Annotated in this window: 17 protein-coding genes; 14 read left to right on the forward strand and 3 right to left on the reverse strand. The window is 65.1% G+C overall.

Going from position 1 to position 23,803, the window contains the following annotated elements:
• Positions 1–80: 80 nt before the first annotated feature.
• Complete coding sequence (locus tag E4Q08_RS05690) at positions 81–1,532, reverse strand: NAD-dependent succinate-semialdehyde dehydrogenase (protein WP_034909801.1); 1,452 nt, start codon at positions 1,530–1,532, stop codon at positions 81–83.
• 48 nt (positions 1,533–1,580) lie between these two features.
• Here E4Q08_RS05690 and E4Q08_RS05695 point away from each other — a divergent pair, with 48 nt between their 5' ends.
• The 4 genes from E4Q08_RS05695 (at position 1,581) to E4Q08_RS05705 (ending at position 4,912) form a co-directional block, all read left to right on the forward strand.
• Positions 1,581–2,078, forward strand: a complete 498-nt coding sequence (locus tag E4Q08_RS05695) for a C40 family peptidase (protein ID WP_169069664.1) — start codon at positions 1,581–1,583, stop codon at positions 2,076–2,078.
• Positions 2,079–2,224: 146 nt separating this feature from the next.
• A complete protein-coding gene (locus tag E4Q08_RS05700) occupies positions 2,225–3,517 on the forward strand; it encodes a cation:proton antiporter domain-containing protein (protein ID WP_308240068.1) in 1,293 nt (430 codons plus the stop codon).
• Positions 3,462–3,941 (forward strand): NAD-binding protein, encoded by a 480-nt coding sequence (locus E4Q08_RS25650; RefSeq protein ID WP_308240069.1) that lies wholly within the window; start codon positions 3,462–3,464, stop codon positions 3,939–3,941. The genes E4Q08_RS05700 and E4Q08_RS25650 overlap by 56 nt, the downstream gene beginning before the upstream one ends.
• Before the next feature lie 71 nt (positions 3,942–4,012).
• Positions 4,013–4,912, forward strand: coding sequence for a radical SAM protein (locus E4Q08_RS05705; protein ID WP_034917288.1), 900 nt, complete (start codon positions 4,013–4,015; stop codon positions 4,910–4,912).
• A gap of 86 nt (positions 4,913–4,998) precedes the next feature.
• On the opposite strand, the gene E4Q08_RS05710 is transcribed toward E4Q08_RS05705, so the two are convergent.
• Positions 4,999–5,874, reverse strand: coding sequence for a peptidylprolyl isomerase (locus tag E4Q08_RS05710; protein ID WP_169069665.1), 876 nt, complete (start codon positions 5,872–5,874; stop codon positions 4,999–5,001).
• 357 nt (positions 5,875–6,231) lie between these two features.
• Between E4Q08_RS05710 and E4Q08_RS05715 the strand changes: the two genes are divergently transcribed.
• The 10 genes from E4Q08_RS05715 to E4Q08_RS05760 all read left to right on the forward strand — a co-directional run bounded on the left by E4Q08_RS05715 (position 6,232) and on the right by E4Q08_RS05760 (position 22,262).
• Positions 6,232–7,044, forward strand: coding sequence for an alpha/beta fold hydrolase (locus E4Q08_RS05715; protein WP_169069666.1), 813 nt, complete (start codon positions 6,232–6,234; stop codon positions 7,042–7,044).
• Positions 7,041–7,928 (forward strand): alpha/beta fold hydrolase, encoded by an 888-nt coding sequence (locus tag E4Q08_RS05720; protein WP_169069667.1) that lies wholly within the window; start codon positions 7,041–7,043, stop codon positions 7,926–7,928. Before E4Q08_RS05715 ends, E4Q08_RS05720 begins: the two co-directional genes overlap by 4 nt.
• Complete coding sequence (locus tag E4Q08_RS05725) at positions 7,909–8,697, forward strand: 4'-phosphopantetheinyl transferase family protein (RefSeq protein WP_169069668.1); 789 nt, start codon at positions 7,909–7,911, stop codon at positions 8,695–8,697. The genes E4Q08_RS05720 and E4Q08_RS05725 overlap by 20 nt, the downstream gene beginning before the upstream one ends.
• Positions 8,698–8,888: 191 nt before the next feature.
• A complete protein-coding gene (locus E4Q08_RS05730) occupies positions 8,889–10,067 on the forward strand; it encodes a condensation domain-containing protein (RefSeq protein WP_169069669.1) in 1,179 nt (392 codons plus the stop codon).
• A complete protein-coding gene (locus E4Q08_RS05735) occupies positions 10,000–12,198 on the forward strand; it encodes a non-ribosomal peptide synthetase (protein WP_169069670.1) in 2,199 nt (732 codons plus the stop codon). The genes E4Q08_RS05730 and E4Q08_RS05735 overlap by 68 nt, the downstream gene beginning before the upstream one ends.
• A gap of 84 nt (positions 12,199–12,282) precedes the next feature.
• Positions 12,283–16,899, forward strand: coding sequence for a type I polyketide synthase (locus tag E4Q08_RS05740; protein WP_169069671.1), 4,617 nt, complete (start codon positions 12,283–12,285; stop codon positions 16,897–16,899).
• A gap of 174 nt (positions 16,900–17,073) precedes the next feature.
• Positions 17,074–19,368 (forward strand): penicillin-binding protein 1A, encoded by a 2,295-nt coding sequence (locus tag E4Q08_RS05745; RefSeq protein WP_034919068.1) that lies wholly within the window; start codon positions 17,074–17,076, stop codon positions 19,366–19,368.
• A 291-nt stretch (positions 19,369–19,659) separates the two neighbouring features.
• A complete protein-coding gene (locus E4Q08_RS05750) occupies positions 19,660–19,860 on the forward strand; it encodes a hypothetical protein (RefSeq protein WP_034919060.1) in 201 nt (66 codons plus the stop codon).
• A gap of 166 nt (positions 19,861–20,026) precedes the next feature.
• On the forward strand, positions 20,027–21,958 hold the full coding sequence (msbA, locus tag E4Q08_RS05755; protein WP_169069672.1) for a lipid A export permease/ATP-binding protein MsbA: 1,932 nt from the start codon (positions 20,027–20,029) through the stop codon (positions 21,956–21,958).
• Positions 21,918–22,262 carry a CCDC90 family protein gene (locus E4Q08_RS05760; RefSeq protein ID WP_248594724.1) on the forward strand — a complete coding sequence of 115 codons (345 nt, stop codon included), beginning with the start codon at positions 21,918–21,920 and terminating at the stop codon, positions 22,260–22,262. Before msbA ends, E4Q08_RS05760 begins: the two co-directional genes overlap by 41 nt.
• A gap of 64 nt (positions 22,263–22,326) precedes the next feature.
• Here the strand turns inward: E4Q08_RS05760 and E4Q08_RS05765 are convergent, their stop codons facing one another.
• Positions 22,327–23,763, reverse strand: a complete 1,437-nt coding sequence (locus tag E4Q08_RS05765) for a lipopolysaccharide kinase InaA family protein (RefSeq protein WP_169069673.1) — start codon at positions 23,761–23,763, stop codon at positions 22,327–22,329.
• Positions 23,764–23,803: the final 40 nt, after the last annotated feature.

Consider the following 23,803-nt stretch of genomic DNA (forward strand, 5'->3'; position numbering starts at 1 on the left):
ACGATTTTACCGGAGAAAGCCCTTGTCGACGGGTGTGCGCCCGCTGTTGGCTTTCTCGGTCAACGTCTCGGCGTTCTCTGTCAGACCGTGCTGAAGCAGAGGTATTTGATCTCGAGGTATTCGTCGATCCCGTGCTTCGATCCCTCGCGGCCGACGCCGGACTGCTTGACGCCGCCGAAGGGTGCCACCTCGTTCGAGATCAGGCCGGTATTGATCCCGATCATGCCGTATTCGAGCGCTTCGCCAACGCGCAGGCAGCGCGCGACGTCGCGGGTATAAAAGTAGGCGGCGAGACCAAACTCGGTATCATTGGCCAGATGGATCGCCTGCGCCTCGCTGGAGAAGCGGAACACCGGCGCCAGCGGACCGAAAGTCTCTTCGCGGGCAACACGCATTGCCGGCGTCACGTCGGCCAGCACCGTCGGGGTGAAGAAAGTGCCGCCGAGCGCGTGCCGGCTGCCGCCGGTGAGCACGCGCGCACCGCCGGCGACGGCATCGGCGATATGTGCCTCGACCTTGGCCAGCGCCGCAGCGTCGATCAGCGGCCCCTGCGAGCTACTTTCGTCGCTGCCCGGACCGACCTTGAGCGACTGTACGCGCCTGACCAGCCCTTCGACGAAGCGGTCGTAGATGCCGTCCTGGACCAGCAGCCGGTTGGCGCAGACGCAGGTCTGGCCAGTGTTGCGATACTTGGCGACGATTGCCCCGTCCACCGCAGCGGCGACATCGGCGTCGTCGAAAACGATGAACGGCGCATTGCCACCGAGTTCGAGCGAGAGTTTCTTGATCGTCGGCGCGCACTGCGCCATCAACAGGCGACCAACCTCGGTCGAACCGGTGAACGAAAGCTTGCGCACCACCGGGCTGGCCGTCAGCGCGCTGCCGATCGCCGCCGGGTCGCCGGTCAGCACGTTGAACACCCCTGCCGGCAGTGCCGCGTCGTGCGCCAGACGCGCCAGCGCCAGTGCCGTCAGCGGCGTCTGCTCGGCGGGTTTGACCACCACCGTGCAACCGGCGGCGAGTGCCGGCGCGACCTTGCGGGTGATCATCGCCAGCGGAAAGTTCCAGGGCGTGATCGCCGCACAGACGCCGACCGGCTGGCGAATGGTCAGCAAGCGCCGGTCACTGGCCGGGCTCGGAATCGATTCGCCGTAGGCGCGTTTGCCCTCCTCGGCAAACCATTCGACGAAGGCGGCACCGTAAGCGACTTCGCCGCGCGCCTCGGCAATCGGCTTGCCGCATTCGGCGGTCATCAGTTGCGCGAGATCCTCGGCGTTGGCGACGATCAGTTCATACCAGCGGCGCAGGACGGTCGCCCGCTCCTTCGCAGTCTTCACTTGCCAGGCCGGCAGCGCCGCGGCAGCAGCGGCGATCGCGCGCGCCGTCTCGGTGGCTGCCATCCAGGGCACTTCACCCAGCGTTTCGCCACTCGCCGGGTCCCTGACTGCAAAAGTGCGGCCGTCATCGGCGGCTTCCCAGCGACCATCGACATAGCAGTTCGAGCGCAGCAGGCGCGGATCGGTCAGGTGCATGGCTTTTCCCGGTAATAATCTTGAGAGCTGCAGTTTATACTGTGCAGCATGCGTGTCCACCTGCTCATCGCCAGTCTCTTCTCTCTGCTGCTGGCGGCCTGCGCCAGCAAGCCGCCTGCGCCGCAGGCGCCGCCGCAACAACCCCCAGCACGCCCCCTGGCGAGCAGCCCCAAAGGCAACGACGTGGTGATCTTTGCGCTCAGCCTGCTCGACACCGGCTACCGTTTCGGCGGCAAAAACCCGGAAGCGGGCCTCGACTGCAGCGGCATGGTGTCGTACATCTACGGACGCGCGGCGGGGCTTCGGGTCAGCGGCAGCGCCGCCGACATCGCCCGCAGTGGTCGTCCGGTCGAACGTGCGGGCCTGCGCCCCGGCGACCTGGTCTTCTTCAACACCCGCAACGCCGCTTTCTCGCATGTCGGGGTGTACATCGGCGATGATCGTTTTATCCACGCGCCGTCGAGCAGGGGTCGTGTGCGCATCGATCAGCTCGGCACGCGCTACTTCGCGCAGCGCTTCGAGACGGCGCGCAGCTACTTCGACTAACGGTCATGACTTTTCCAGGCACCCCCGATCATGAAAGTCATGACCGTTTCCCTCTCCCCCCGACCCCTCCCCCCGCAAGTGGGGAGGGGGGGATTCGTGAGTCGCTGACGCGACTTAGGCATTAAAGGAAGCGATCACCACTCTGCATGGACCCCAAATCATTCGTTGACTCTGCCGTGTTGTTGCTGGTTGTCGCGGCCTTCGCCGTTGCGGTGTTCCGGCATTTCGGCCTCGGCTCGATCCTCGGCTTGCTGGTCACCGGCGTCATCGTCGGTCCGCATACGCCAGGACCTTTCGTCACCAACGAGGTCGAGGGTGTGCGGCATTTCACCGAACTCGGCGTCGTGCTGCTGATGTTCCTGATCGGCCTGGAGATGAAACCGCGCCGCTTGTGGGATCTGCGGCGCACGCTGTTCGGGCTCGGTTCGCTGCAGATCGTCGTCTCGGCGCTGGCCATCGCCGCCTATTTCAAACTCTTTCAACCGGACTGGTCGACCGCCCTCCTGATCGGTAGTAGCTTCGCGCTGTCCTCGACCGCGTTTGTGGTGCAGATGCTCAGGGATCAGGGCGACATCGCCAGCCGGCACGGCCAGACCGCATTCGCCGTGCTGCTGATGCAGGATATCGCGGTGGTACCGCTGCTGGCATTGGTCCCGATCCTCGCCGACACTGGCGCCCTGGCCACGGAAATCCCCTTGTGGAGACAGATTGGTCTGGCAGTGGCGATGGTGGCGATGGTGATCATCGGTGGGCGCTACCTGCTCCCCCGTGTTCTCGATCATCTGGCCCGCACCAACAACCGCGAGGCTTTCCTGCTGACGGCCATGGCCTCGGTGTTCATCGCCGCGATGGCCATGGAACATGCGGGCATGTCGATGGCTTTGGGGGCATTCCTGATCGGGATGATGCTCTCGACCTCGCGCTACAGCATTCAGATCGAGGCCGGCATGGAACCTCACAAGGGTCTGCTGATGAGCCTGTTCTTCGTTGCCGTCGGCATGTCGGTGGACGTCGGTGCGCTGACGCAGCATCCATTCGAGTTTGCCCTGCATGTTCTCGCGATCATCACCATCAAGGCGATTGTGCTCTTCGTGTTGTGTCTGTGCTTCGGCTCCGGCCGCAGCACCGCGTTGCGGGTCGCTTTTCTGCTCGCGCAGGGGGGGCGAGTTCGGCTTTGTGCTGTTCGGTTCCGCCAAGGCCTTGGGGGTGATCGACGATTTGATCTTCGTGATGGCCGTGGCGATCATTTCCGTCACCATGCTCCTCACGCCGCTGCTGGTAAAGCTCGGGAACTGGCTGGCGCTACGCGTAGAGGATGCGCCGGCAGACATTCACGACCGCTTCCGCCATACCGCGCAAGGAAAGGAATTCGCTGCCCGGGTGGTGATCGGCGGCTATGGTCGCGTCGGCCACACGGTGGGCACCATCCTGGCCAATAGCGGTATCTCCTGCATCGCTTTCGACACCGACGCGGTACTGGTCGCCAAATGGCGCAGCGAAGGTCATCCGGTGTTCTATGGTGACATCGGAGACCCGGAATTGCTCGCCACTTCGCCAATGCAAGGGGTCGATCTGGTGGTCCTGACCATCGACGACCAGCACACTGCCGTTCGCGCAGCCGCGATGATCCGCTCGCACGCGCCGGAGGTGACCATCGTCTCGCGCGCCCGCGACCTGGCCAGCTGCGAGGCCCTGCTGCGAGCCGGCGTCAACAAGGCCTATCCTGAACTTCTGGAGGCCAGCCTGCGTCTGGCAGCGGAGGCCCTGGAGGCTCTCGGCACTTCCACTGACGACACCTCCCTGCTGCTGCGCGGTGTGCGCGATACCGATTATGCGCTGGTGCGTGAGAGCGAGGAAGAATGAGTCGCTGACGCGATTTTCGCATTACTATTCAATATCCGTGAATCAGCCCACATCCAGATCAGTTACATGCCATGCTGTCCGTGCTCCCCATCCGTTACGTCGAACCCGTCTACCGGCCGCCGAGTGAAGCAGAATCGCTGATCCTGCCGGTGACCGACGGCTGCTCGTGGAATCACTGTACTTTTTGCGAGATGTACACCGCGCCGCAGAAGCATTTTCGAGCACGCGACGAAACCGAGGTGCTGGAGAGCATCGAGCGTACCGGCGAACGCTTCGCCGACGCAATCCGGCGCGTCTTCCTCGCCGACGGCGATGCACTGGTGCTGCCGACGCGCCGCCTGCTCAAGATCCTCTACGCCATCCGCGAACATCTGCCGGCCGTTCGCCGGGTGTCGAGCTACTGCCTGCCGCGCAACCTGCGGAAGAAGTCGGTCGAGGAACTGCGCGAACTCGCCGCAGCCGGCCTGTCGATCGCCTACGTCGGCGCCGAATCAGGCGACGACGAGGTGCTGGAACGGGTCAACAAGGGCGAAACCCATGCCTCGACTCTCGATGCGCTGAACAAGCTCGGAGCCGCCGGCATCAAACGCTCGGTGATGATCCTCAACGGTCTCGCTGGCCCGGATCTCTCGCTGCGGCACGCCGACCACTCGGCGCGCCTGCTCAACGCCACCCAGCCCGAGTATCTGGCAACGCTGGTCGTCAGTTTTCCGCTCGGCGAGGAACGCTTGCGCGGAAATTTTCCCGGCTGGCGAGCGCTCAGCCAGCGTGAACTGTTTGTCGAAATGGAGCATTTTCTCGCAGGGCTGGAACTCGAACGGACCGTGTTTCGCAGCGACCACGCGTCGAACTGGCTGATCCTCAAGGGAACGCTTGGCGCCGACAAGGCGCGCCTGCTGCGGCAGGTACGCGACACCATCGCCAACCCGGAAGCAGCAGCACTGCGGCCGGCGTGGGCACGTGGGCTATAAATGGCGGCCGATGATCCGCGCTGCGGCGAACTGATCCGGCAGGCCGATGGCCTTCTGTCTGGTCTAGCAGTGGCCGGTGGTGGTCATCAGTATCCGGCCTGCGCCGCGACGTTCAGCCAGGAAGCCGTGTCCCCCAGCAGACCAATGTCGGGAGAGATCGACGGCAGCAGGTACCAGACCTTGGCGTTGGCGGTAGCCACGTAGGCATTGGAACCGGCGTAGTAGCGGAAGGTATAGCCCGACGCCACGCCGGCCTGGCCGTGCGCAGGCGAGAGGTACTGCGGATACGCTGCCTCCAGATAGTTGAAGACGCGGTCGGAATCGCTCTGAGCGGAGAGCGGCGGGAATTCAGTCACCTCGGTCAGGCGAACCACATGCTCGCGCAGGATGGTGCTGCCGCTGAAGTTGACCACCGGCAGATTGGTAAAAGCGCCACCGGCATTGACCGTGCTCAGTGCCGCAATCCTGTCCACCACGGCCATGCCCGGCGTGGTCACCCGGCCAAACACCGTGAAGCCGCCATTCTGGGTGTCCAGGTTGGATGCGTTGTTGCCCAGGTTGAAGAAGAACTCGCTGGTGGCACTGTTGGGGTCGCCGCCGAGCTTGGCCATCGCCACCGTGCCGCGCACATTCGAACGTGCGACGCTGAACTCGTTGACCACCGGAGGAAGGGTGGTGATGTGGCCGGCGTAGCCGCTGCCGGGCCACGCATATCCGCCCAACTGCACGACGAAACCGGGCATGCTGCGGTGGATGAAATTGTCCACATAGGCCCCGCTGCGCACATAGCGGAGGAAGTTGGCCACCGTCTTCGGCGCAGCGGTATCGTAGAGCTGGATATCGATCGCGCCCTGCGTGGTATGCAGTCGGACCATCGTGGACTGTGCCCACGCAGTGATTGCCAGGGCAAGACCCGCCACGGCCAGCAGGCCTTGGCGCAGCAGACGCAGGGAGGTATTCATGACAGTCATCGGTAGTTGGGAGGGAGAAACGAATTATCCTGCCAAACGAGAGGAAATTCAACGCTTTGGCCAGACTGACAGCCCTGAAGCCAGCGTATTGACGACATCTGCCATGCGTATGCGGAGGTGGTAGCCGAGCATGGCATTCCAGGGCAAAGGCATGCTCGCTTCAGGGCTGTGCTCCCCCCATCTCTGATGTTTACAACAGGTGACGCGGTCGTCACAATACCGTTCTCGGGGTGTCAGGATCCTGGGTCGCTCGCCCTTCTTACAGGCGAGAGCGCGAGCCCCTTGAGTAGGTGCAGAGAGATCCTCGGCCCGGCCAGGAAGCCAGGCCCGAGAGGGGGAAGCTCGACCATGCGTGATCCAACCATCACGGGATACATGGGGGCTGCGGACAGGCAGCTCTTCTACTGTTTTGACGCACCACGGCGAGCAAGAGCGCGCCCCTTCGGTTTCGTCCTCTGCCCTCCGTCAGGGCGCGAATACGTCTCCACCCACCGCGTCTTTCGACAATTCGCCAGCCGTCTGGCGCGCGCCGGTTTCCCGGTGCTGCGCTTCGACTACTTCGCAACGGGCGATTCTGCCGGCGAGGACAGCGAAGGCAGTGTGGAGCAATGGCTCGATGACGTCGCCACAGCGGTGAACACCTTCCGCAATCATAATCCCGGCGCGCCGGTCTGGCTTGCCGGCCTGCGCGTCGGCGCCAGCCTGGCTGCCCTGCATGCCGAACAGCACCAGGACGTCGACGGCCTGATCCTGTGGGACCCGGTGGTGAACGGCAATCGCTACGTGGATCAGCTGCTCGAAGCCCACCAGCAGCGCTTCCGCCAGACGGTCGGGCGCGATCAGACCACCTCGGATGCAGACGGGATGCGCGAGATTTTCGGTTTCCTCCTCTCTCCCCGCCTGGAAAGCGGCCTGCGCGCCATCGACCTCGCCACCCTGCCGCGGGCCCCTGCCCCGCAGGTGCTGCTGATGAGCAGCAGCCCGCAGGCCGACCCGGATGACTTGGGTAACCGGCTCGCTGCGCTTGGTGCAAGCGTCGATCGGAAACACGTGCTGTGGCCCGAACTATGGGCCGAGGGAGCAGAAATGAACGACGTACTGATGCCGCCGGCGCGTGTTCTGCAGGCAATGGTCGAATCGGTACAGGGAGGTCGGCGATGATCGAGCGCGTTCTCCGTTTCGGGGACAGCGATAACCTGATCGGCATCCATACCTCCAGCGCCGCGTCCAGCAAACGTCCCGGCATCGTGCTGGTGAATTCCGGGGTCGTTCATCGTGCCGGTCCCAATCGACTGTACGTGAATATTGCCCGGCAACTCGCTGCCGTCGGCTACCCGGTGCTGCGCTTCGACCTCTCGGGAATCGGCGACAGCAGCCCACGCAGTGACGCGCTGAGCTTCGAGAAGAGTGCCATCAGTGAAACCTCGGCAGCGATGGCCGCGCTCGGTGCCGAGAGCGACTGCAGCGGCTTCATCCTGTGCGGGATATGCTCGGGGGCCGACATCTCATTTCTCACCTGCCGCGACAACCCGGCGGTGCTTGGCGCCGTGCTGATCAACGGGCGCGGCCTGCATGGCGTCACCGACGACTCTGGTGATGCGATTGATGCTGGCATCAACAGTACCCTGCGCGCCAGCGAATCGGCGCGCTACCTCTGGAAGAGTGCCCTCTTCAACTCGGCTAGCTGGCGCAAGCTGCTGAGCGGGCAGAGCAATCCCATCGAACTGCTGCGTGTCGTCGGCCGGCAATTCCTGCGGCGCTTCATCGGCAGCGAGCAGGTCCCGGAAAATGCACCGGAACTGCGCGCTGCCTTCCACTGCATCCTCGATCGTGGCACCGCCCTGCTGATGGTGTACTCCGAAGGCGACCCTGCCCTCGACTACATGCAACTGATGCTGAGCAAGGAAATGACGAGGATTGCCAGCTACCCGAACTTCGCCGAGATCCGCATGCCGGGAGCCGATCACACCTTCACCGCGCGCCATCACCGCGACGAACTGATCGCCGCCCTGCGCCGTTGGGCCGATGCCCACTTCGCCGCCTGAAACGCGCGCGCCGATCACGCTGGCAAACATTGCCGAACTGCTCGACAAGGCGCCTGCCCCACTGCTGTCCGGCGACGACCTCCACCTCTGGCTGCTGCCCCTCCCGATTGAGCACGAGGCGCTGCGGCAAACGATCGAAAAGCTCCCCGCTGCCGCCGAGCGTGCCAGCGCCGCCCGCCGGGTGTTCGCCGCAGACCGATTGCGCCAGATACAATCTCGCGGCCTGCTGCGACACCTGCTCGGGTATTACCTCGCACGCGACCCGCAAGGCCTCGACTTCACCACCAACGACTACGGCAAACCAGCACTGAGTACGGCCGGCGGACTGCAGTTCAACCTTTCCCACTGCCGGGATCGCGTTCTCATCGGGCTGACCCGCCGGCTACCGATCGGCGTAGATCTTGAGCGCATCCGCCCCTTGCCCAACCGGTACGCGCTCGCCACCCACTGTTGCAGCGCCGACGAATTGAACTGGCTGGCCGGCAGGTCAGCAAGCGACCAGGACCGGGATTTCTTCCGCATCTGGACCGCCAAGGAAGCCGTCCTCAAAACCCTCGGCACAGGCCTCGCCCGCCCGCCCGAGCAGGTCACGATCAGCCTTCCCAATACCGACTCCGGATTCGCCAGGGTGACCGGAGCGGGTTCGCCCTGGACGCTCTTTTCCACCTGCCCCGACGCCGACCACGCCATCGCCGCGGGCATCCGGGCAGTCATCAGCCGCGGACAGATTCGTTGCTTCCACGTCGCAGGCGAGCGCCTTGATCAGTAGCCAGGGTTGTCAGGAATATATTTGAAGTGCCCACGGCAGTGTACTAAATGTACTAGACTGTATGAACAGATTCGACCCCATGGTACCGGAGAAAATGCCAGCAAGAGGTCGAGCGCAGGGGTCAGCCGGAACCGCAGCGGCGGGCGGCAAGCCCATAAGAACAAAGCAATCCACAGGGTCAGGGAGAGATCATGTCTTGCCAAGTAAACGATGCCGCCTGTTTGGAACAGGTTGCGCAGTTGCTACCCATATGTCATCATGGGTGCCCGATTCCTCGCCGGACGCAGGCCCAGGAACGAATCTGGTTCCTGGAGCAAGCCTATCCTGGCCACGCCCTCCTCCGCGTCGCCAGCGGCGCGCGCATCGTCGGGCCTCTCTGCACGGACGCCCTGCAGAACGCCATTGACCGGGTCTGCGCTCGTCATGAGGTGCTCCGGAGCAGCTTCGGAGCCCCGCCGCAAACGCTCTCCGTCACCAGCCCTGCACTGACCGTCGACAGCCTCTCGGAAACGCCCGGCAGCACTGCCCAAGCACGCGCGCGCCAACGCTGGATCGCCGTCAACGCCGGCACACCGCAGGATCTCGGCCAGCCGCCACTGCTGCGGGCACAGCTGCTGCGCCTCGCCGATACCGAGCACCTGCTGCTGCTGTGCGCCCACCGCTACATCTGTGACGAGGAAGCCCTCGACCTGCTGCTCGGAGAGATCGCGAACAACCTCGACGGCCGCCTGCCAGACGGCCCGGCGGCACCGACCTTCGCCGATTTCGTTGCCTGGCAACACCCGCAGCAGGCCACCCTCCTCGCCCACTGGACAGAACGGCTCGCCGGTGCGACGGCGCTGCTGGAACTGCCGACCGACCACGCCCGTCCAGCGATCCGGAGCTACCAGGGCGCCAGCCTGCCGCTGCCGCTGCCAGCGCCGCTCGTAGACCGTTTGCGCGCACTCGCGGCAAGGCACGCGCTGGACCTGCCAGGGGTATTCCTGGCGGCTTTTGCCGCCCTGCTGCAGCGCCACAGTGGCCAGAACGACCTGGTGATCGGCCTGCGCAGCAGCTACCGGGCGCAAGCGCCCTTTTCCCGGCTGGTCGGCCCGCTCGACAACATCCTCGCGCTACGCCTGCAGATCTCGGCCGACGCCGACACCGACACCCTGCTGCAGCGCTGCGGCGAAGCCCTCGCGGATGCCCGCGCACATGCCGGACTGCCCTTCGAGCGCCTCATCGAAGCCCTGCAGCCCAGCCGCAACCTCGGCTACGCACCGGTCTGCCAGGTGCTCTTCGACTACCACACGGCGCCCCCCCGTGACGCTGCCGGCCGGCGCCGTCACGCTGCACCCCTTCGCCGTCGATCTCGGCAGCGCCGACCATGACCTGAGCCTGCGTGTCGACGAGGATGGCGACCATCTCGTCGCCCGCCTGATCTATGATCCGGCGCTGTTCGACGAAACCACCCTGCAGCGACTTGCCGGCCACTATCTGAACCTGCTCGACGATCTCGCCGCCGACACCCGCAAACCAGCGGCCACGCTGCGCCTGCTTGGCGACAGCGAATGGCGGCAGCTTGTCGACGAGTGGAACGCCACCGACGGCGACTACCCGGCCGATTCGTCGCTATCGCGCCTTTTCGAGATACAGGCGGACCGCAGTCCCGACGCGCCGGCCATTCTCGGCGTCGGCACGGGTCTGAGCTACCGGGAACTCGACCAACGTTCCAGCCAGCTTGCGCACCACCTGCGCCAGATCGGCGTCGGACATGAAACCCTGGTCGGCGTCTCGATGGAACGCTCCCCCGAGTTGTTCGTCGCCGTCCTGGCGATTCTCAAGGCGGGTGGCTGCTACGTGCCGATCGACCCCGGCTACCCTCGTCATCGCGTCTCCGCCATGCTCGCAGACAGCGCCGTCGCACTGCTTCTCACCAAGACGCGCTGGCTGGCGGCACTGCCCCCCCAGCACGCCGAGGTGCTCTGTCTCGACCGCGACTGGCCGGCAATCGCCCGCCAGGCATCCACTCGCCCGCTCAGCCCGGCTGGCGCCGCCAGCCTGTGCTACGTGGTGTTCACCTCGGGTTCGACCGGGCGACCGAAGGGCGTCCTGGTCGAGCAGCGCCAGCTCCTCAACCGCCTGGCCTGGATGTGGCGGGAATATCCCTTCGTTGCCGGCGATGTCTCCGCCTGCAAGACCGCCCTCAACTTCGTCGATTCGCTGTGGGAACTGCTCGGCCCCTTGCTGCAGGGCGTGCCGAGCCTGCTCATCCCGCAACCGGTGCTCCTCGATCCACAGGCCATGGTCGCCCTGCTCGCCGAATACCGCGTCACCCGGATGATGCTGGTCCCGTCGCTGCTGCGCATGCTGCTCGACGCGCACGAAGTGAGTAATGCCCCCAACCAGCTCGCCGCCCGCCTGCCGCTGTTGCGCGAATGGTGCATCGGCGGCGAACCTCTTGGTATCGAACTCGCCCGGCGCTTCGCACGGGCACTGCCGGGACGTCTGCTGCTCAACCTCTACGGCCTCTCGGAAGCCTTCGATGCCTGCTTCTTCGACGCTGGCCAGCTTGCCGACAGCGATACCCTGGTACCGATCGGACGCCCGCTGGCCAACGTTCAGGCCTATATCCTCGACGCCCACCGCCAACCGGTGCCGGTCGGCGTCATCGGCGAACTCTACGTGGGCGGCGCCGGACTCGCCCGCGGCTACCTCGGCAGCCCCGAATTGAGCGCCGAGAAATTCATTCCTAACCCATTCCGCAAGGAAGCCGGCGCCCGCATCTACCGCACCGGCGATCTGGCCCGCTACCGCGCCAACGGGTTCATCGATTACCTGGGCCGCAGCGACCATCAGGTCAAGATCCGCGGCTTCCGTATCGAACCCGACGACGTTGGCAGCGTCCTTTGCAGTCACCCGGACATCCTGGAAGCGGTGATCGTCGCCCGTCCCGACGCCCGCGGCGAACTCGCCCTCGCCGCCTACTATGTTGCCCGCGCAGCCAGCACCCTGGCAGCCGGCACGCTGCAGCCCTGGCTGCGCGAACGCCTGCCCGAGTACATGGTGCCCAGCAGCTACACGGCGCTGGCCGCCCTGCCGCTGACACCCAGCGGCAAAGTCGACCGCCTGTCGCTGCCCGCACCTGACAACTGTCCGCAAGCGCCGGCCGCGTCCTATCTGTCCCCGGACGACGCCACCGAGCAAGCCATCGCTGCCATCTGGCAGGCGGTGCTGCTGGTCGAGCGAGTCGGCAGCACCGACAACTTCTTCGAACTGGGCGGCACCTCGCTGCGCATGCTCGAGGTCAATCGCCGCTTGTGCGAGCACCTGCATCGCGCCATCCCGGTGCTGCAGATGTACCAGTACCCGACCATACAGAGCCTGGCGCGCTCCCTCAACGCGGCAAGTGGCCTGTCATCAGCCAGCCCGCCGGCCATCCCGGCCGGTCGGGAACGCGCCATGCAGCGCCGGGAAATGCAGAATCGCTGCCCGCCCGCCGGCAGACGATCGCCCTCCTGAGCCACGGCAGTCGCGCCGCTCCCTTGAAGAGGGACGCAAACCGGACCTTCACATCCCCGCAGCCAGTCAGAACCGAGTGCCGACATGAACCAGCCCGCTGCCATCCCCCACCCCAACGACATTGCAATCGTCGGCATGAGCTGCCGCTTCCCCGACGCCAATGACGTTTCCGTTTTCTGGCGCAACCTGGAACAGGGGGTCGAATCGATCAGCTTCTTCTCCGAAGCCGAGCTGCTCGCCGCAGGCGTCGACCCCGCCCTCCTCGCCGACCCGGCCTACGTTCGCGCCGGTGCGGTGATCGACGACATCGACTGCTTCGACGCTGCCTTTTTCGGTTACAGCCCGCGCGAGGCCAGCCTGATCGAACCGCAGCAGCGGATCTTCCTCGAATGCGCCTGGGAAGCCCTCGAACGCGCCGGCTACACCCCCGCCTCGCATGGTCGTGCCATCGGCGTTTTCGCCGGCTCGGCGATGAACGGCTACCTGATCTACCACCTCGCCACCCGCCCGGACGTGGCACCGTCGTTGTTCGACTTCCAGATTCAGATCGGCAACGACAAGGACTACCTGACCACCCGTGTCTCCTACAAGCTCAACCTCACCGGCCCGAGCATCAACATCCAGTCCGCTTGCTCGACCTCGCTGGTGGCGGTGCATGTCGCCTGTCAGAGCCTGCTCAACGGCGAGTGCAATCTGGCGCTGGCCGGTGGCATCTCGATTGCCGTTCCGCACCGGATCGGCTACCTCTACCAGGAAGGCGGCGTCAATTCCGCCGACGGGCACTGCCGGGCTTTCGACACCGATGCCCGCGGCACGGTGCTCGGCAGCGGTGCCGGCGTCGTCGCGCTCAAGCGCCTCGCCGACGCCCTCGCCGACGGCGACCACATCCACGCCGTGATCAAGGGCTCGGCGGTGAACAACGACGGCAACGCCAAGGTCGGCTACACCGCTCCCAGCGTCAGCGGCCAGGCGGCCGTGGTCGTCGAGGCTCTGGCCATGGCCGGACTGACGGCCGACACCATCGGCTACATCGAAACGCACGGCACCGGCACGCCAATGGGCGACCCGATCGAGATACAGGCCCTCACCCAGGCCTTTCGCGAAAGCAGCACGCGCCAGGGTGACTGCGCGATTGGCTCGGTGAAGACCAACATCGGCCACATGGACGTCGCCTCGGGCGTCGCCGGGCTGATCAAGACCGCGCTGATGCTCGAGCATCGGCGCATTCCCGCGTCGCTGCACTACCGCCGGCCGAACCCGGAAATCGACTTTGCCAACAGCCCGTTCTACGTGAACAGCACGCTTGCCGAGTGGACACAGCCGGTCTGCCGCGCGGGTGTCAGCTCCTTCGGTCTCGGCGGAACCAATGCACACGTGCTGCTCGAGGAGGCCCCAAAGCGTGCCGCCGCCAGCGCGTCGCGCGCCTGGCAGTTGATCCTCCTGTCGGCACGCACGCCCGGCGCCCTCGAGCGCATGACCGAACGTCTTGCCGATCATCTGCGCGCCGATCCGGCGCAGCCCCTCGCCGACATCGCGTTCACCCTGCAGACCGGCCGCGAACGCTTCGCGCACCGGCGCATGCTGGTCTGCCGCGACCACGACGGGCTCGTACAGGCGCTGCTCGCGGGCGACTGCCAGCGCGGTGCCGAAGCGGTCTGCGAACGGCAGAACCGGCCCGTGGTTTTCATGTTCCCCGGCCAGGCGCGCCAGTATCTGGGAATGGGGCGCGAGTTGTACGACGCCGAGCCGCTGTTCCGCGCGGAGGTCGACCGCTGCGCCGAAATCCTGATCCCCCACCTTGGCCAGGATCTGCGCTGCCTGATCTGGCCTGCTCGCGAGGCCAGCGCAGCAGCGCTGCAGCAGACCTGGATCGTCCAGCCGGCGCTGTTTGTCATCGAATACGCACTGGCGCGCCTGTGGATCAGTTGGGGCATCCGCCCGGCGGCGATGATCGGCCACAGCATCGGCGAGTACGCCGCGCTCTGCCTGGCCGAAGTGATGAGCCTCGCCGACGCCCTCAGGCTGGTGGCCGCGCGCGGCCGCCTGATGCAGGAGATGCCGGCTGGCAGCATGCTCGCCGTCGACCTGCCGGAAAGCGCCCTCGTCGATCTCGAAGCCCGCGGTCTGGCGCTGGCCGGGGTCAACGCGCCCGAGCGCTGCGTCCTTTCCGGAGCAACCGAGGCAATCGCCGCCTGCCAGCAACAGCTCGATGCCAGCGGCCAGCCAAGCCACCTGCTGCACACCTCGCACGCTTTCCATTCGGCGATGATGGAGCCGATCCTCGAGCGCTTCACCGCCGTGGTCGCAACGATCCCGCTGCAGGCGCCGCGCCTGCCGGTGGTCTCCAACCTCAGCGGCACCTGGCTCAGCGCCACGCAGGCCTGCGACCCGGCGTATTACGCCAGGCACCTGCGGCATGCCGTGCGCTTTGCCGATGGCATCGGCTGTGCCGCCGGCGACGGCGACCCGCTGTTTCTGGAAGTCGGCCCTGGCCGCACCCTCGGGACGCTCGTCCAGCAATGCGCGGCAAGCTCCGGCAGCGAGGGTGCGCTATGGTCGATGCGCCACCCGCAACAGCAGGAACCCGACCAGGCGATGCTGCTCGCCACCCTCGGTAAGCTCTGGCTGGCCGGGGTCAACGTCGATTGGGCCGGCTTCCATGCCAATCAAACGCGTCGCCGCGAGCCCTTGCCGGGCTACCCCTTCGAACGCCAGCGCCACTGGATCGAGCCCGGTCGACTAGTGGCGCAGGCGGCGGACGAGCGCCCGCCGACACGGGCAACACCAGGCAAGCGCCCTCTCGCCGACTGGTTCTACCTGCCCGCCTGGAAACAGTGTCCCCTCCCCGCCGGCAACACGCCGGCCAAAGGGCCGTGGCTACTGTTCACCACCGGCGAGGGCTTCGGCGAACATCTCGCTGGGCGGCTGCAAGCGGACGGACAGGCGGTGATCCGGGTTCTCCCCGGTATCCAGGCTGGCTGGAGTGGTGAGCGACGCTACACCCTCGACCCGGCACGGCGCGCCGACTACGATAGCCTGCTGGCAGCGCTGGCCAGCGCCGACCAACTGCCGAAGAGCGTCCTGCATGCCTGGAACCTGGCACCGGCTGCCGGCGACCCCGACCGGGACAGCTTTACCCGCGCCCAGGATCTCGGCTTCAACAGCCTGCTCTATCTTGCGCAGGCACTGGGCGACCGCGACTATACCGAAGCGCTCAGAATCGGCGTCCTCGGAACCGGCATCCAGGCTCTGACAGCGGGTGAACAGCCCATTGCCGAACGTGCCGGCGTACTTGCCGCCTGCATCGTCATCGCCCAGGAATACGCCAATGTCGACAGCCGCTGCTATGACCTGCAACCACCGGCCGTCGGTTCCGCTGCCGAGCAGGCACTCGGCCGTCAAATCCTGCGCGAAATCGGCAGCGACGCGCCGGATGCCATCGTCGCCTACCGCGACGGCGTGCGCTGGGTGCAGCACTACCAGCCACGGCATCTGAAGCCCGTCGCCGGCCCGCCGGCCCGCCTGCGCCCGCAGGGCGTCTACCTGATCAGCGGCGGGCTCGGCGCGATCGGCTACGCGCTCGCCGAAGATCTCGCACGCAGCGTGCAGGCGCGCCTGATCCTGACCGGCCGCAGTGCCCTGCCAGCGGCCGCCGAGTGGGATACCTGGATCAGCACGCACGGAACCGGGCACCCGTGCAGCCAGCGCATCGCGCGCGTGCGCGCCCTCGAAGGGCTCGGTGCCGAAGTGCTCGTCATCAGCGCCGACGTCGCCGACGCTGCCGCCATGACGCGCGCGCTGGCGCAGGCCAGGAGCCACTTCGGACATATCGACGGCGTCATTCACGGCGCCGGCATCGTCGCCGAGCAAGCCTTCCTGGCCGTGCAGGACACCCGGCCAAAGCACTGCGCCGAACACTTCCGTCCCAAGGTGGACGGCCTGCTGGTGCTGCACCGCTTGCTGCGCGACGACCCGCCAGACTTCTACGTACTGCTCTCGTCGATCTCGGCGGTGCTCGGCGGCCTCGGTTATGCCGCCTACGCCGCCGCCAACGCTTATCTCGACGCCTACGCTGTGCGCGCATCGCGACAGTCTGGACCCGCCTGGCTATCCATCGGCTGGGATGCCTGGCTCTCCGCCGCGAGCTCGGGCAGGCACGGCATGGGCGCGGTCGTCAATGCACTGGCAATGACCACCGAAGAAGGCGTGGACGCCTTTCGCCGCATCCTCGCCGCCGACCTCGGCGCACAGGTGCTGGTATCCACCAGCGATCTCTCGACGCGCATCGCGCAATGGGTCAAACGCAAGCCGCGCGACGTCGCTGCCGCAGCGGCCGAAGCCGCTCCGAGCGTCATTTACGCCACCGCCATGCAGACGGCAATTGCCCGCGTCTGGGAAAGCGTCCTCGGCGTCAGCCAGATTGCCGCGCAGGACAACTTCTTCGACCTGGGTGGCGATTCACTGCTCCTGATGGACGTCATCGCTCGCCTCAAGGCCGGCTACGGCGTCGTCCTCAATCCGCGCGAAATCATGTTCCAGACCCTGGCCCAGCTCGCCGCCCAATGCGAGGAACGACAGGCCGCGCAGTGCGCCGCGGTGGCTGCCCCGGCTACCGCCCCTGCCACGGCAGTCGGGGCAGCGCCGGAAGCAGAACGTAAGGGCGGCCTGTTCGGCGCCTTGAAGCGCAAGATTCGCGGATAAGGATCAGCAAGCGCTGCCGGTCGCGAGCACCGGCAAGAAGAAGTGGATGCCGAAAACACCAGAAGCCGGATTTTCCGGCAAGACCCACTGCTCCTCGATTTGGCCGGACTGAGCCCTTTCACCTCCTTCCTCAAATATAATGGCGGGCAATTGCCCTTTTTGCCGGACGCCCTGTTGCCTACTGCCCTACGCTGGTTGATCTATCCGATTCTTGTGGTTCTCGGAATTGTTGCAATGGCCACCGCGATGCTGGTCATTGTCCTGAGCCTGGCCTACCCGAACCTGCCGTCGCTGGAGATTCTGACCGACTATCGGCCGAAAATCCCACTGCGGGTGTATACCGCGGATGACTATCTGCTCGGCGAGTTTGGTGAAGAGCGCCGGGCGGTCGTCAGCATCCAGGATGTTCCGGCGATCATGAAGCAGGCCATCCTGGCAGCAGAGGACGAGCGCTTTTATCAGCACGGCGGGGTCGATACGCTGGGTGTCCTGCGTGCGCTGTACGCCAACCTGTTGAGCGGTGGCAAGCGCCAGGGCGCATCGACGATCACCCAGCAGGTCGCCAAGAATTTCTTCCTTTCCTCGGAAAAAACCTATACCCGCAAGCTTTACGAAGCGCTGCTGTCGTTCAAGATCGAGAGCAATCTCAGCAAGGACCAGATCTTCGAGCTGTACATCAACCAGATATTTCTCGGGCAACGCGCCTACGGTTTCGCCGCTGCCGCCCAGATCTATTTTGGCAAACCGCTTGCCGACCTGACCGTCGCCGAAGTGGCCATGCTTGCCGGACTGCCGAAAGCGCCCTCCGCTTACAACCCGGTGGTCAATCCAAAGCGCGCCCGCATCCGCCAGCAGTATGTCCTGCACCGGATGAACGAGCTTGGCTTCATCAACGATCAGCAGTACCAGGCTGCGCTTGATCAGGCATTGGTGATCCGGCGCGACGTCAGCGAGACACCGATGCACGCCGAGTTTGTCACCGAAATGGCACGCCAGATTGCCGCCGAGCGTTTTCCCGATGATGTCTATACGCGCGGCCTGCGCGTCTACACGACGATCCTCAAGGAGGATCAGGAAGCGGCTTACCTCAGCGTCCGCCGCGGGGTGATGGACTACGACCGCAGGCATGGTTACCGCGGTGCCGAGGCCTACGTCGACATCGCTGAGATCAAGTCGGAACAGGACGAAGCGCTGGATGAATTGCTGCTGGATTTCCACGATCCGGACGACCTGCACCCAGCCATCGTGCTGCAGGCCGACACCAGGAAGATTCGTGCCTACCGCCGTGGCGGCGAAGTCGTCACCATCAGCGGCGACGGCCTGAAGTTTGCTGCCCGCATGCTTGACGAGAAGGCACCGCCCAACAAACGCCTGCGTCGTGGTGCGGTGATTCGCGTCCAGGCGGACGAGAAGAACAACTGGCGTATCGTGCAAATGCCGGAAGTGGAAGCCGCATTCCTGGCTGCCGATCCGCGCGACGGCGCGATCCGCGCGCTGGTTGGCGGCTTCGACTTCAACCGCAACAAATTCAATCATGTCACGCAGGCATGGCGGCAGCCCGGATCGAGCTTCAAGCCCTTCATCTATTCTGCCGCACTGGAAAAAGGCTTCACGCCCGCTTCCGTGATCAATGACGAACCGATCAGTTTTCCCTCCGCCGTAACCGGCAGCCAGGCCTGGGAACCCAAGAACTACGACGGCAAGTACGAAGGCCCGATGCGCATGCGCACAGCGCTGGCCAAATCGAAGAACATGGTCTCGATCCGTCTCCTGCAGGCGAGCGGCGTACACTTTGTCCAGGATTACATTACCCGTTTCGGCTTCGCGGCGAACAAACACCCGCCCTACCTGACCATGGCCCTGGGTGCAGGCTCGGTGACGCCCTGGGAAATGGTCACCGCCTACGCCGTTTTTGCCAACGGCGGCTACCGCATTCGACCCTACGTCGTGCGCGAGATCCAGGACAACAAGAGGCAGGTGCTTGCGCGCGCGGAACCGATCACTGCCGGCGAGGAAAGCCTGCGCGCGATCGACCCGCGTAACGCCTACCTGATGGACAGCATGCTGCGCGACGTCACCATTTATGGAACGGCGGCGCGTGCTGCGGCGACGCTGAAGCGCCGGGATCTCGCAGGCAAGACGGGAACCACCAATGAGCACGTCGATGCCTGGTTCTGCGGCTACCAGCAAACGCTCGTTGGCTGCTCGTGGATCGGCTTCGATCAGCCGCGCAACATGGGCGCTGGCGAAACCGGCGGCACCGCTGCCCTGCCTGCCTGGATCAGCTATATGGCCAGGGCGCTCAAGGATGTTCCGGAGGCATTCCTACCGGCTCCCGAGGGCATCGTCTCGGTCGCTTCGCAGGCGAGCGGCAAGGGTCCGGCCGAAGAACTGTTCTACCAGGAAAATGCGCCAGCCGAACTGGAACCTGAGCCGCCCGCCGACCAAAGCAGCAAGCCGGAAGACTGACGCTCAAGGCCTTTCCCGGCACCCCGATCATCAGAGAGGGTGTCCTTCGAGCAGGCTCGGAGCAGGGTGCATGTGTCGCCGATGTGACTCGCATGGCGAATCCCGTAGCAACTGTGCACTACTTCCTTTCACCTGCAGCACCAGATCCGCGACACTTATTTCAGAGGTCAAGGCCTGCATCTTCTGACCTTTCAGCCTTGGTGTCGGCAGTGGGCGCCAGGTCGACTGCTCAGCCGCTGCGAATCTGGCCCGCCTGTCCGATGCGAGAGTCGGGCGAACATGGAGGTCGAAATGAAAGTGTTGATGGTTGTGGAAGGCGGGGATTGCGCACTGCTGATCCAGCCCGAGGATGAGGAAGGCCGGGCGCTGCTGGCCGCCTTCGGAGTAGCCGGCGAGTTCAGGGCGAGGCTCGGCAGTTGTACGGATTCGCCTGGCGTATCCGCGGCACAGTTCGCTGCAATCTACGAGGGAGCGCCTGCCACTCTCGATTGAAGAAAACCCCGGAAGGCGCGGACCTTCCGGAGGAGGGGGATCATGATGCTGCCAGAGCCGCAGGCAGTCCCGCCTATCCCATTGCCGTCTGCCCCGGTCGTGCCCGCAAGGAAGATCCGGGCAACGTGTTACACTCCGGCGTCAGAATTTCCGGCACGGCCCAAGAATGCCACCCGCGAATACCCCGCCTGTTTCCTCCTTGCGTATCTATTTCCGGCTGCTTGGCTATCTGCGCCCTTTCGTCGGCCTGTTCCTGATCAGCCTGCTGGGTTACCTGATGTTCGCCTCATCGTCCCCGATGATGGCTGCGATTCTGAAGTATTTCGTCGACGGACTGAATGCAGGTAGCGGCGCGACGCAACTGGCAGTTCCGCAGTTCGGCGAGATCGACCTGATCTATGGCATGCCCCTGCTGCTGGTGATGGTCGTCACCTGGCAAGGGATAGGCTCCTTCCTCGGCTCCTACTACCTGGCGAGGGTTTCGCTGGGTCTGATCGACGATTTGCGGCGCGCCCTTTTCGACAGCCTGTTGCGCCTTCCGAACACCTATTTCGACCAGCACAACTCCGGGCATCTGATCTCGCGTATCACCTACGACGTGACGATGGTCACCGGCGCGGCGACCGAAGCAATCAAGGTGGTCATACGAGAAGGGATGACGGTCTTCTTTCTGTTCGGCTATCTGCTGTGGATGAACTGGAAACTGACCCTGGTGCTGGTCGCCATCCTGCCGGTCATCGCTCTGATGGTCAGTCGCGCCAGCCGGAAGTTTCGCAAACAGAGCCGGAAAATACAGGCCGCAATGGGTGACCTGACGCATATCGCGTCGGAAACCATCCAGGGCTACCGGGTAGTGCGCAGTTTCGGCGGCGAGGATTACGAATCGGCTCGCTTTCGGGCAGCGAGCGCGGATAACACCGCCAAGCAGTTGCGCATGGTCAAGACCGTTGCCAGCTACACACCGGCGCTGCAGTTTGTCACCTTCAGCACGATGGCTGCGCTGCTGATGCTGGTGCTGTTGCTGCGCGGTGATTCATCGGCCGGCGACCTGGTCGCTTACATTACCGCAGCCGGCATGTTACCGAAGCCGATTCGCCAGATTTCCGAAGTCAGCGCAACGATTCAGAAAGGACTGGCGGGCGCCGAGAGCATCTTCGCCCAACTCGATGAAGTCCCTGAACCGGATCATGGCCATGTCGAAAGGGATCGTGTCAGCGGTCATCTGCAGGTCAGGGACCTCTCTTTTGTCTATGCCGGGAGTACGCAGTGCGTGCTCGACAGGGTCAGCTTCTCGGTCGAGCCCGGGCAGATGGTGGCGCTGGTCGGGCGCTCGGGAAGCGGCAAGTCGACGCTGGCCAACCTGATCCCCCGCTTCTATCACCACGACTCCGGCCAGATCCTGATCGACGGCGTCGACGTCGAGGACTATACCTTGCGCAATCTGCGCCGGCACATTGCGCTGGTGACGCAGCAGGTGGTGCTGTTCAATGACAGCATCGCCAGCAACATCGCCTATGGGGACCTGTCGACTGCGCCGCGGGCGGCGATCGAAAGGGCCGCCGAGGCGGCCTTTGCCAGCGAGTTCATCGACCGCCTGCCGGACGGCTACGACACGCTGATCGGTGAAAACGGCGTGATGCTGTCGGGCGGACAACGCCAACGCCTGGCAATTGCCCGGGCGTTGCTCAAGGATGCGCCGATCCTGATTCTCGACGAGGCGACTTCGGCGCTCGACACCGAATCGGAACGGCACATCCAGGATGCACTCGACCGGGTGATGGCCGGGCGAACGACGCTGGTCATCGCGCATCGTCTGTCGACCGTCGAAAAGGCCGACCTGATCCTGGTCATGGAACAGGGGCGCATTGTCGAACACGGCACCCACCCGGAGTTGCTGGCCGCCAATGGCCACTACGCGCGCCTGCACGCCAAGCAGTTCCATTCAGAAAACCTGGAACCCTGCGATGATGACGCCAGCCAGCATGGCGATGAAAGTAGCCCGCCAGATTCATGCGGTACTCGCCGGGCGCAACAGGATGATCGTTTCCAAGGAGGCCGTGAAAGCCTTGGCCGAAGCGCTGCAGCAGGCCGAAAATGAGCCCGTCCCAAGCGGGCTTTGTTTCGTCTACACTGCCGGAAAGGAGATGACCATGAGCACCGTGACGTTCGACACCCAGGAATTCGTTGCCAAACTGCGGGCGGCAGGCTTTGATGAAAAGCAGGCCGAAGCCGTGGTGCGCGTCGTCGCGGACGCGCAGTCCCATCTGGTCACCCGCGAGCATTTCGACGTCAAGCTGGAATTGCTGGAAACCAAGATCGACGCCAAGTTCGACAAGCTTTCGTGGATGATGGGCATCCTGATCGCGCTGGCCATCGCCAACTTCGCCAAGCAGTTCTTCTGATCTACCCGCGCTTACCCGCCGGGCCCGCCTGCGACGCCGCGACTGCTTGAACTGCGGCGCAGCCTCAGGCCGCCGGCAGGTGATCGTCAAGCCAGCGCCGGAGAACCGAAGCGGCCGGCCAGTTGCGCAGCAGGCGGGCACGATCACGCTGCCAGGCACGCGCATGCGCCACCGGCAAGCGATGCTGAATGACACCGTCCAGATCGATGAGCAGGACGCGCCCCGCATCCCACAGCAGATTCGTCGCCTTGAGGTCACCGTGGCTGATGCGCTGCCGGTGCATCGACTCGAACAGATGCAGAATGGCCCGCGCCTCGGCAGCGGGCGGTGCATGCTCGGGAGATAAATGCGCCAGCAGATTCGGCCCCGGGCAATATTCGCAGACCAGCCAGGCGCGCCGGCGCAGTGGCCCGCAGCGTTCCTCGAGCAGCGCCAGCGGCGCCGGCGTCGGAATTCCGAGAAACTGCAGCCGATGCCCTTCCCGCCAGGAATGCCAGGCCCGGCTCGGGCGCCACAAGCGGCCGAGCGCGTGCCTCAGACCCTTGAGATTGTAGCGCTTGATCAGCAGCATGCGCTCATCGATGAGCACGCTGGCGACCGTGCAGGTGCCGCCGTCCTTCAAGGGGCGGCCAGCGCTGATCGCGCGGTCCGGCGCAGCCAGCAGCGGCGCCAGCGCTTCGGCATCCTGGCGAAGCACCGCGCAGAAGCGGGTGACGCTCTGCTCGACGGCGAATAGCGTGCAATCGCGCACGGTCTTGGCCAGAAAGTCGCGCAAACGCCAGGCCCTGACGCGCGCGATCTGTTCGTGCAAGTCCGCCAGATCGGGCGACACCTCCCCTGCCCCAGCCTGATATGCCGGCAGCAGCGCCGCCAACTGCCCTTCCCATTCACCAGGCAACTGCGCCAGCAGCACGGCCAGATTGGCACAGGCATCCGCCATCGGCAGCCGCTGTGGCCGACTGACGACGCGCACCGCATCGCCATCGATGACCCACAGGCGGCCGTCGTGGAGCAGAAAATTTCCGAGATGCAGGTCATCCTGCACCAACCCGGCGGCGTGCAGGCGCCCGACCAGGGTCAGCGCCGGTTCCAGAAGCGACAGCGCTTCGGTGTCACCGGCGGCGCGCCCGGCGACGCGTGCCCAGCATTCGGCCAGGCTCTCGGCCGGCTCCAGAAAGTCCGTCAACAGCGCGTGGCCACCGCCGGCCATCGGTGTCGCGACCAGCAGTGTGGGCGTTGGCACGCCGGCGAGAACGAGGGCTTCCAGGCCTGCGCGTTCCTGCCGCCAGTGCTTTTCGCTGCGGCGCCCGACAAACAGTTTGGCCAGCACCCGGCGACCCTCCAGTTCGGCCTCGCCGACCAGGCGCTTGCCGGGCAGCACGCGCAACAGGCGGTGCATGTCGAGCGGACGCCCATCGGCGAGTGCCACCCGGAAGGGCAGCGCCGGATGGCGTCCGGCGGTCTGCAGGGTACTGGCCAGGGTCAGTGCGTCCAGGGTCATGTCACTCGATGAGGCCAGTGGGTAATGGACAAGTTCGGCA

It is taken from the genome of Candidatus Accumulibacter contiguus, from assembly GCF_012940005.1.
Lineage (GTDB): Bacteria > Pseudomonadota > Gammaproteobacteria > Burkholderiales > Rhodocyclaceae > Accumulibacter > Accumulibacter contiguus.

Bases quoted from the DNA above. Each gene is read 5' to 3' on its own strand.
- E4Q08_RS05690 (WP_034909801.1), bottom strand. From the start codon at position 1,532: ATGCACCTGACCGATCCGCGCCTGCTGCGCTCGAACTGCTATGTCGAT.
- E4Q08_RS05725 (WP_169069668.1), top strand. From the start codon at position 7,909: ATGCCCACTTCGCCGCCTGAAACGCGCGCGCCGATCACGCTGGCAAAC.
- E4Q08_RS05705 (WP_034917288.1), top strand. From the start codon at position 4,013: ATGCTGTCCGTGCTCCCCATCCGTTACGTCGAACCCGTCTACCGGCCG.
- E4Q08_RS05710 (WP_169069665.1), bottom strand. From the start codon at position 5,874: ATGAATACCTCCCTGCGTCTGCTGCGCCAAGGCCTGCTGGCCGTGGCG.
- E4Q08_RS05750 (WP_034919060.1), top strand. From the start codon at position 19,660: ATGAAAGTGTTGATGGTTGTGGAAGGCGGGGATTGCGCACTGCTGATC.
- E4Q08_RS05765 (WP_169069673.1), bottom strand. From the start codon at position 23,763: ATGACCCTGGACGCACTGACCCTGGCCAGTACCCTGCAGACCGCCGGA.
- E4Q08_RS05730 (WP_169069669.1), top strand. From the start codon at position 8,889: ATGTCTTGCCAAGTAAACGATGCCGCCTGTTTGGAACAGGTTGCGCAG.
- E4Q08_RS05695 (WP_169069664.1), top strand. From the start codon at position 1,581: ATGCGTGTCCACCTGCTCATCGCCAGTCTCTTCTCTCTGCTGCTGGCG.
- E4Q08_RS05700 (WP_308240068.1), top strand. From the start codon at position 2,225: ATGGACCCCAAATCATTCGTTGACTCTGCCGTGTTGTTGCTGGTTGTC.
- E4Q08_RS05715 (WP_169069666.1), top strand. From the start codon at position 6,232: ATGCGTGATCCAACCATCACGGGATACATGGGGGCTGCGGACAGGCAG.
- msbA (WP_169069672.1), top strand. From the start codon at position 20,027: ATGCCACCCGCGAATACCCCGCCTGTTTCCTCCTTGCGTATCTATTTC.
- E4Q08_RS05720 (WP_169069667.1), top strand. From the start codon at position 7,041: ATGATCGAGCGCGTTCTCCGTTTCGGGGACAGCGATAACCTGATCGGC.
- E4Q08_RS05740 (WP_169069671.1), top strand. From the start codon at position 12,283: ATGAACCAGCCCGCTGCCATCCCCCACCCCAACGACATTGCAATCGTC.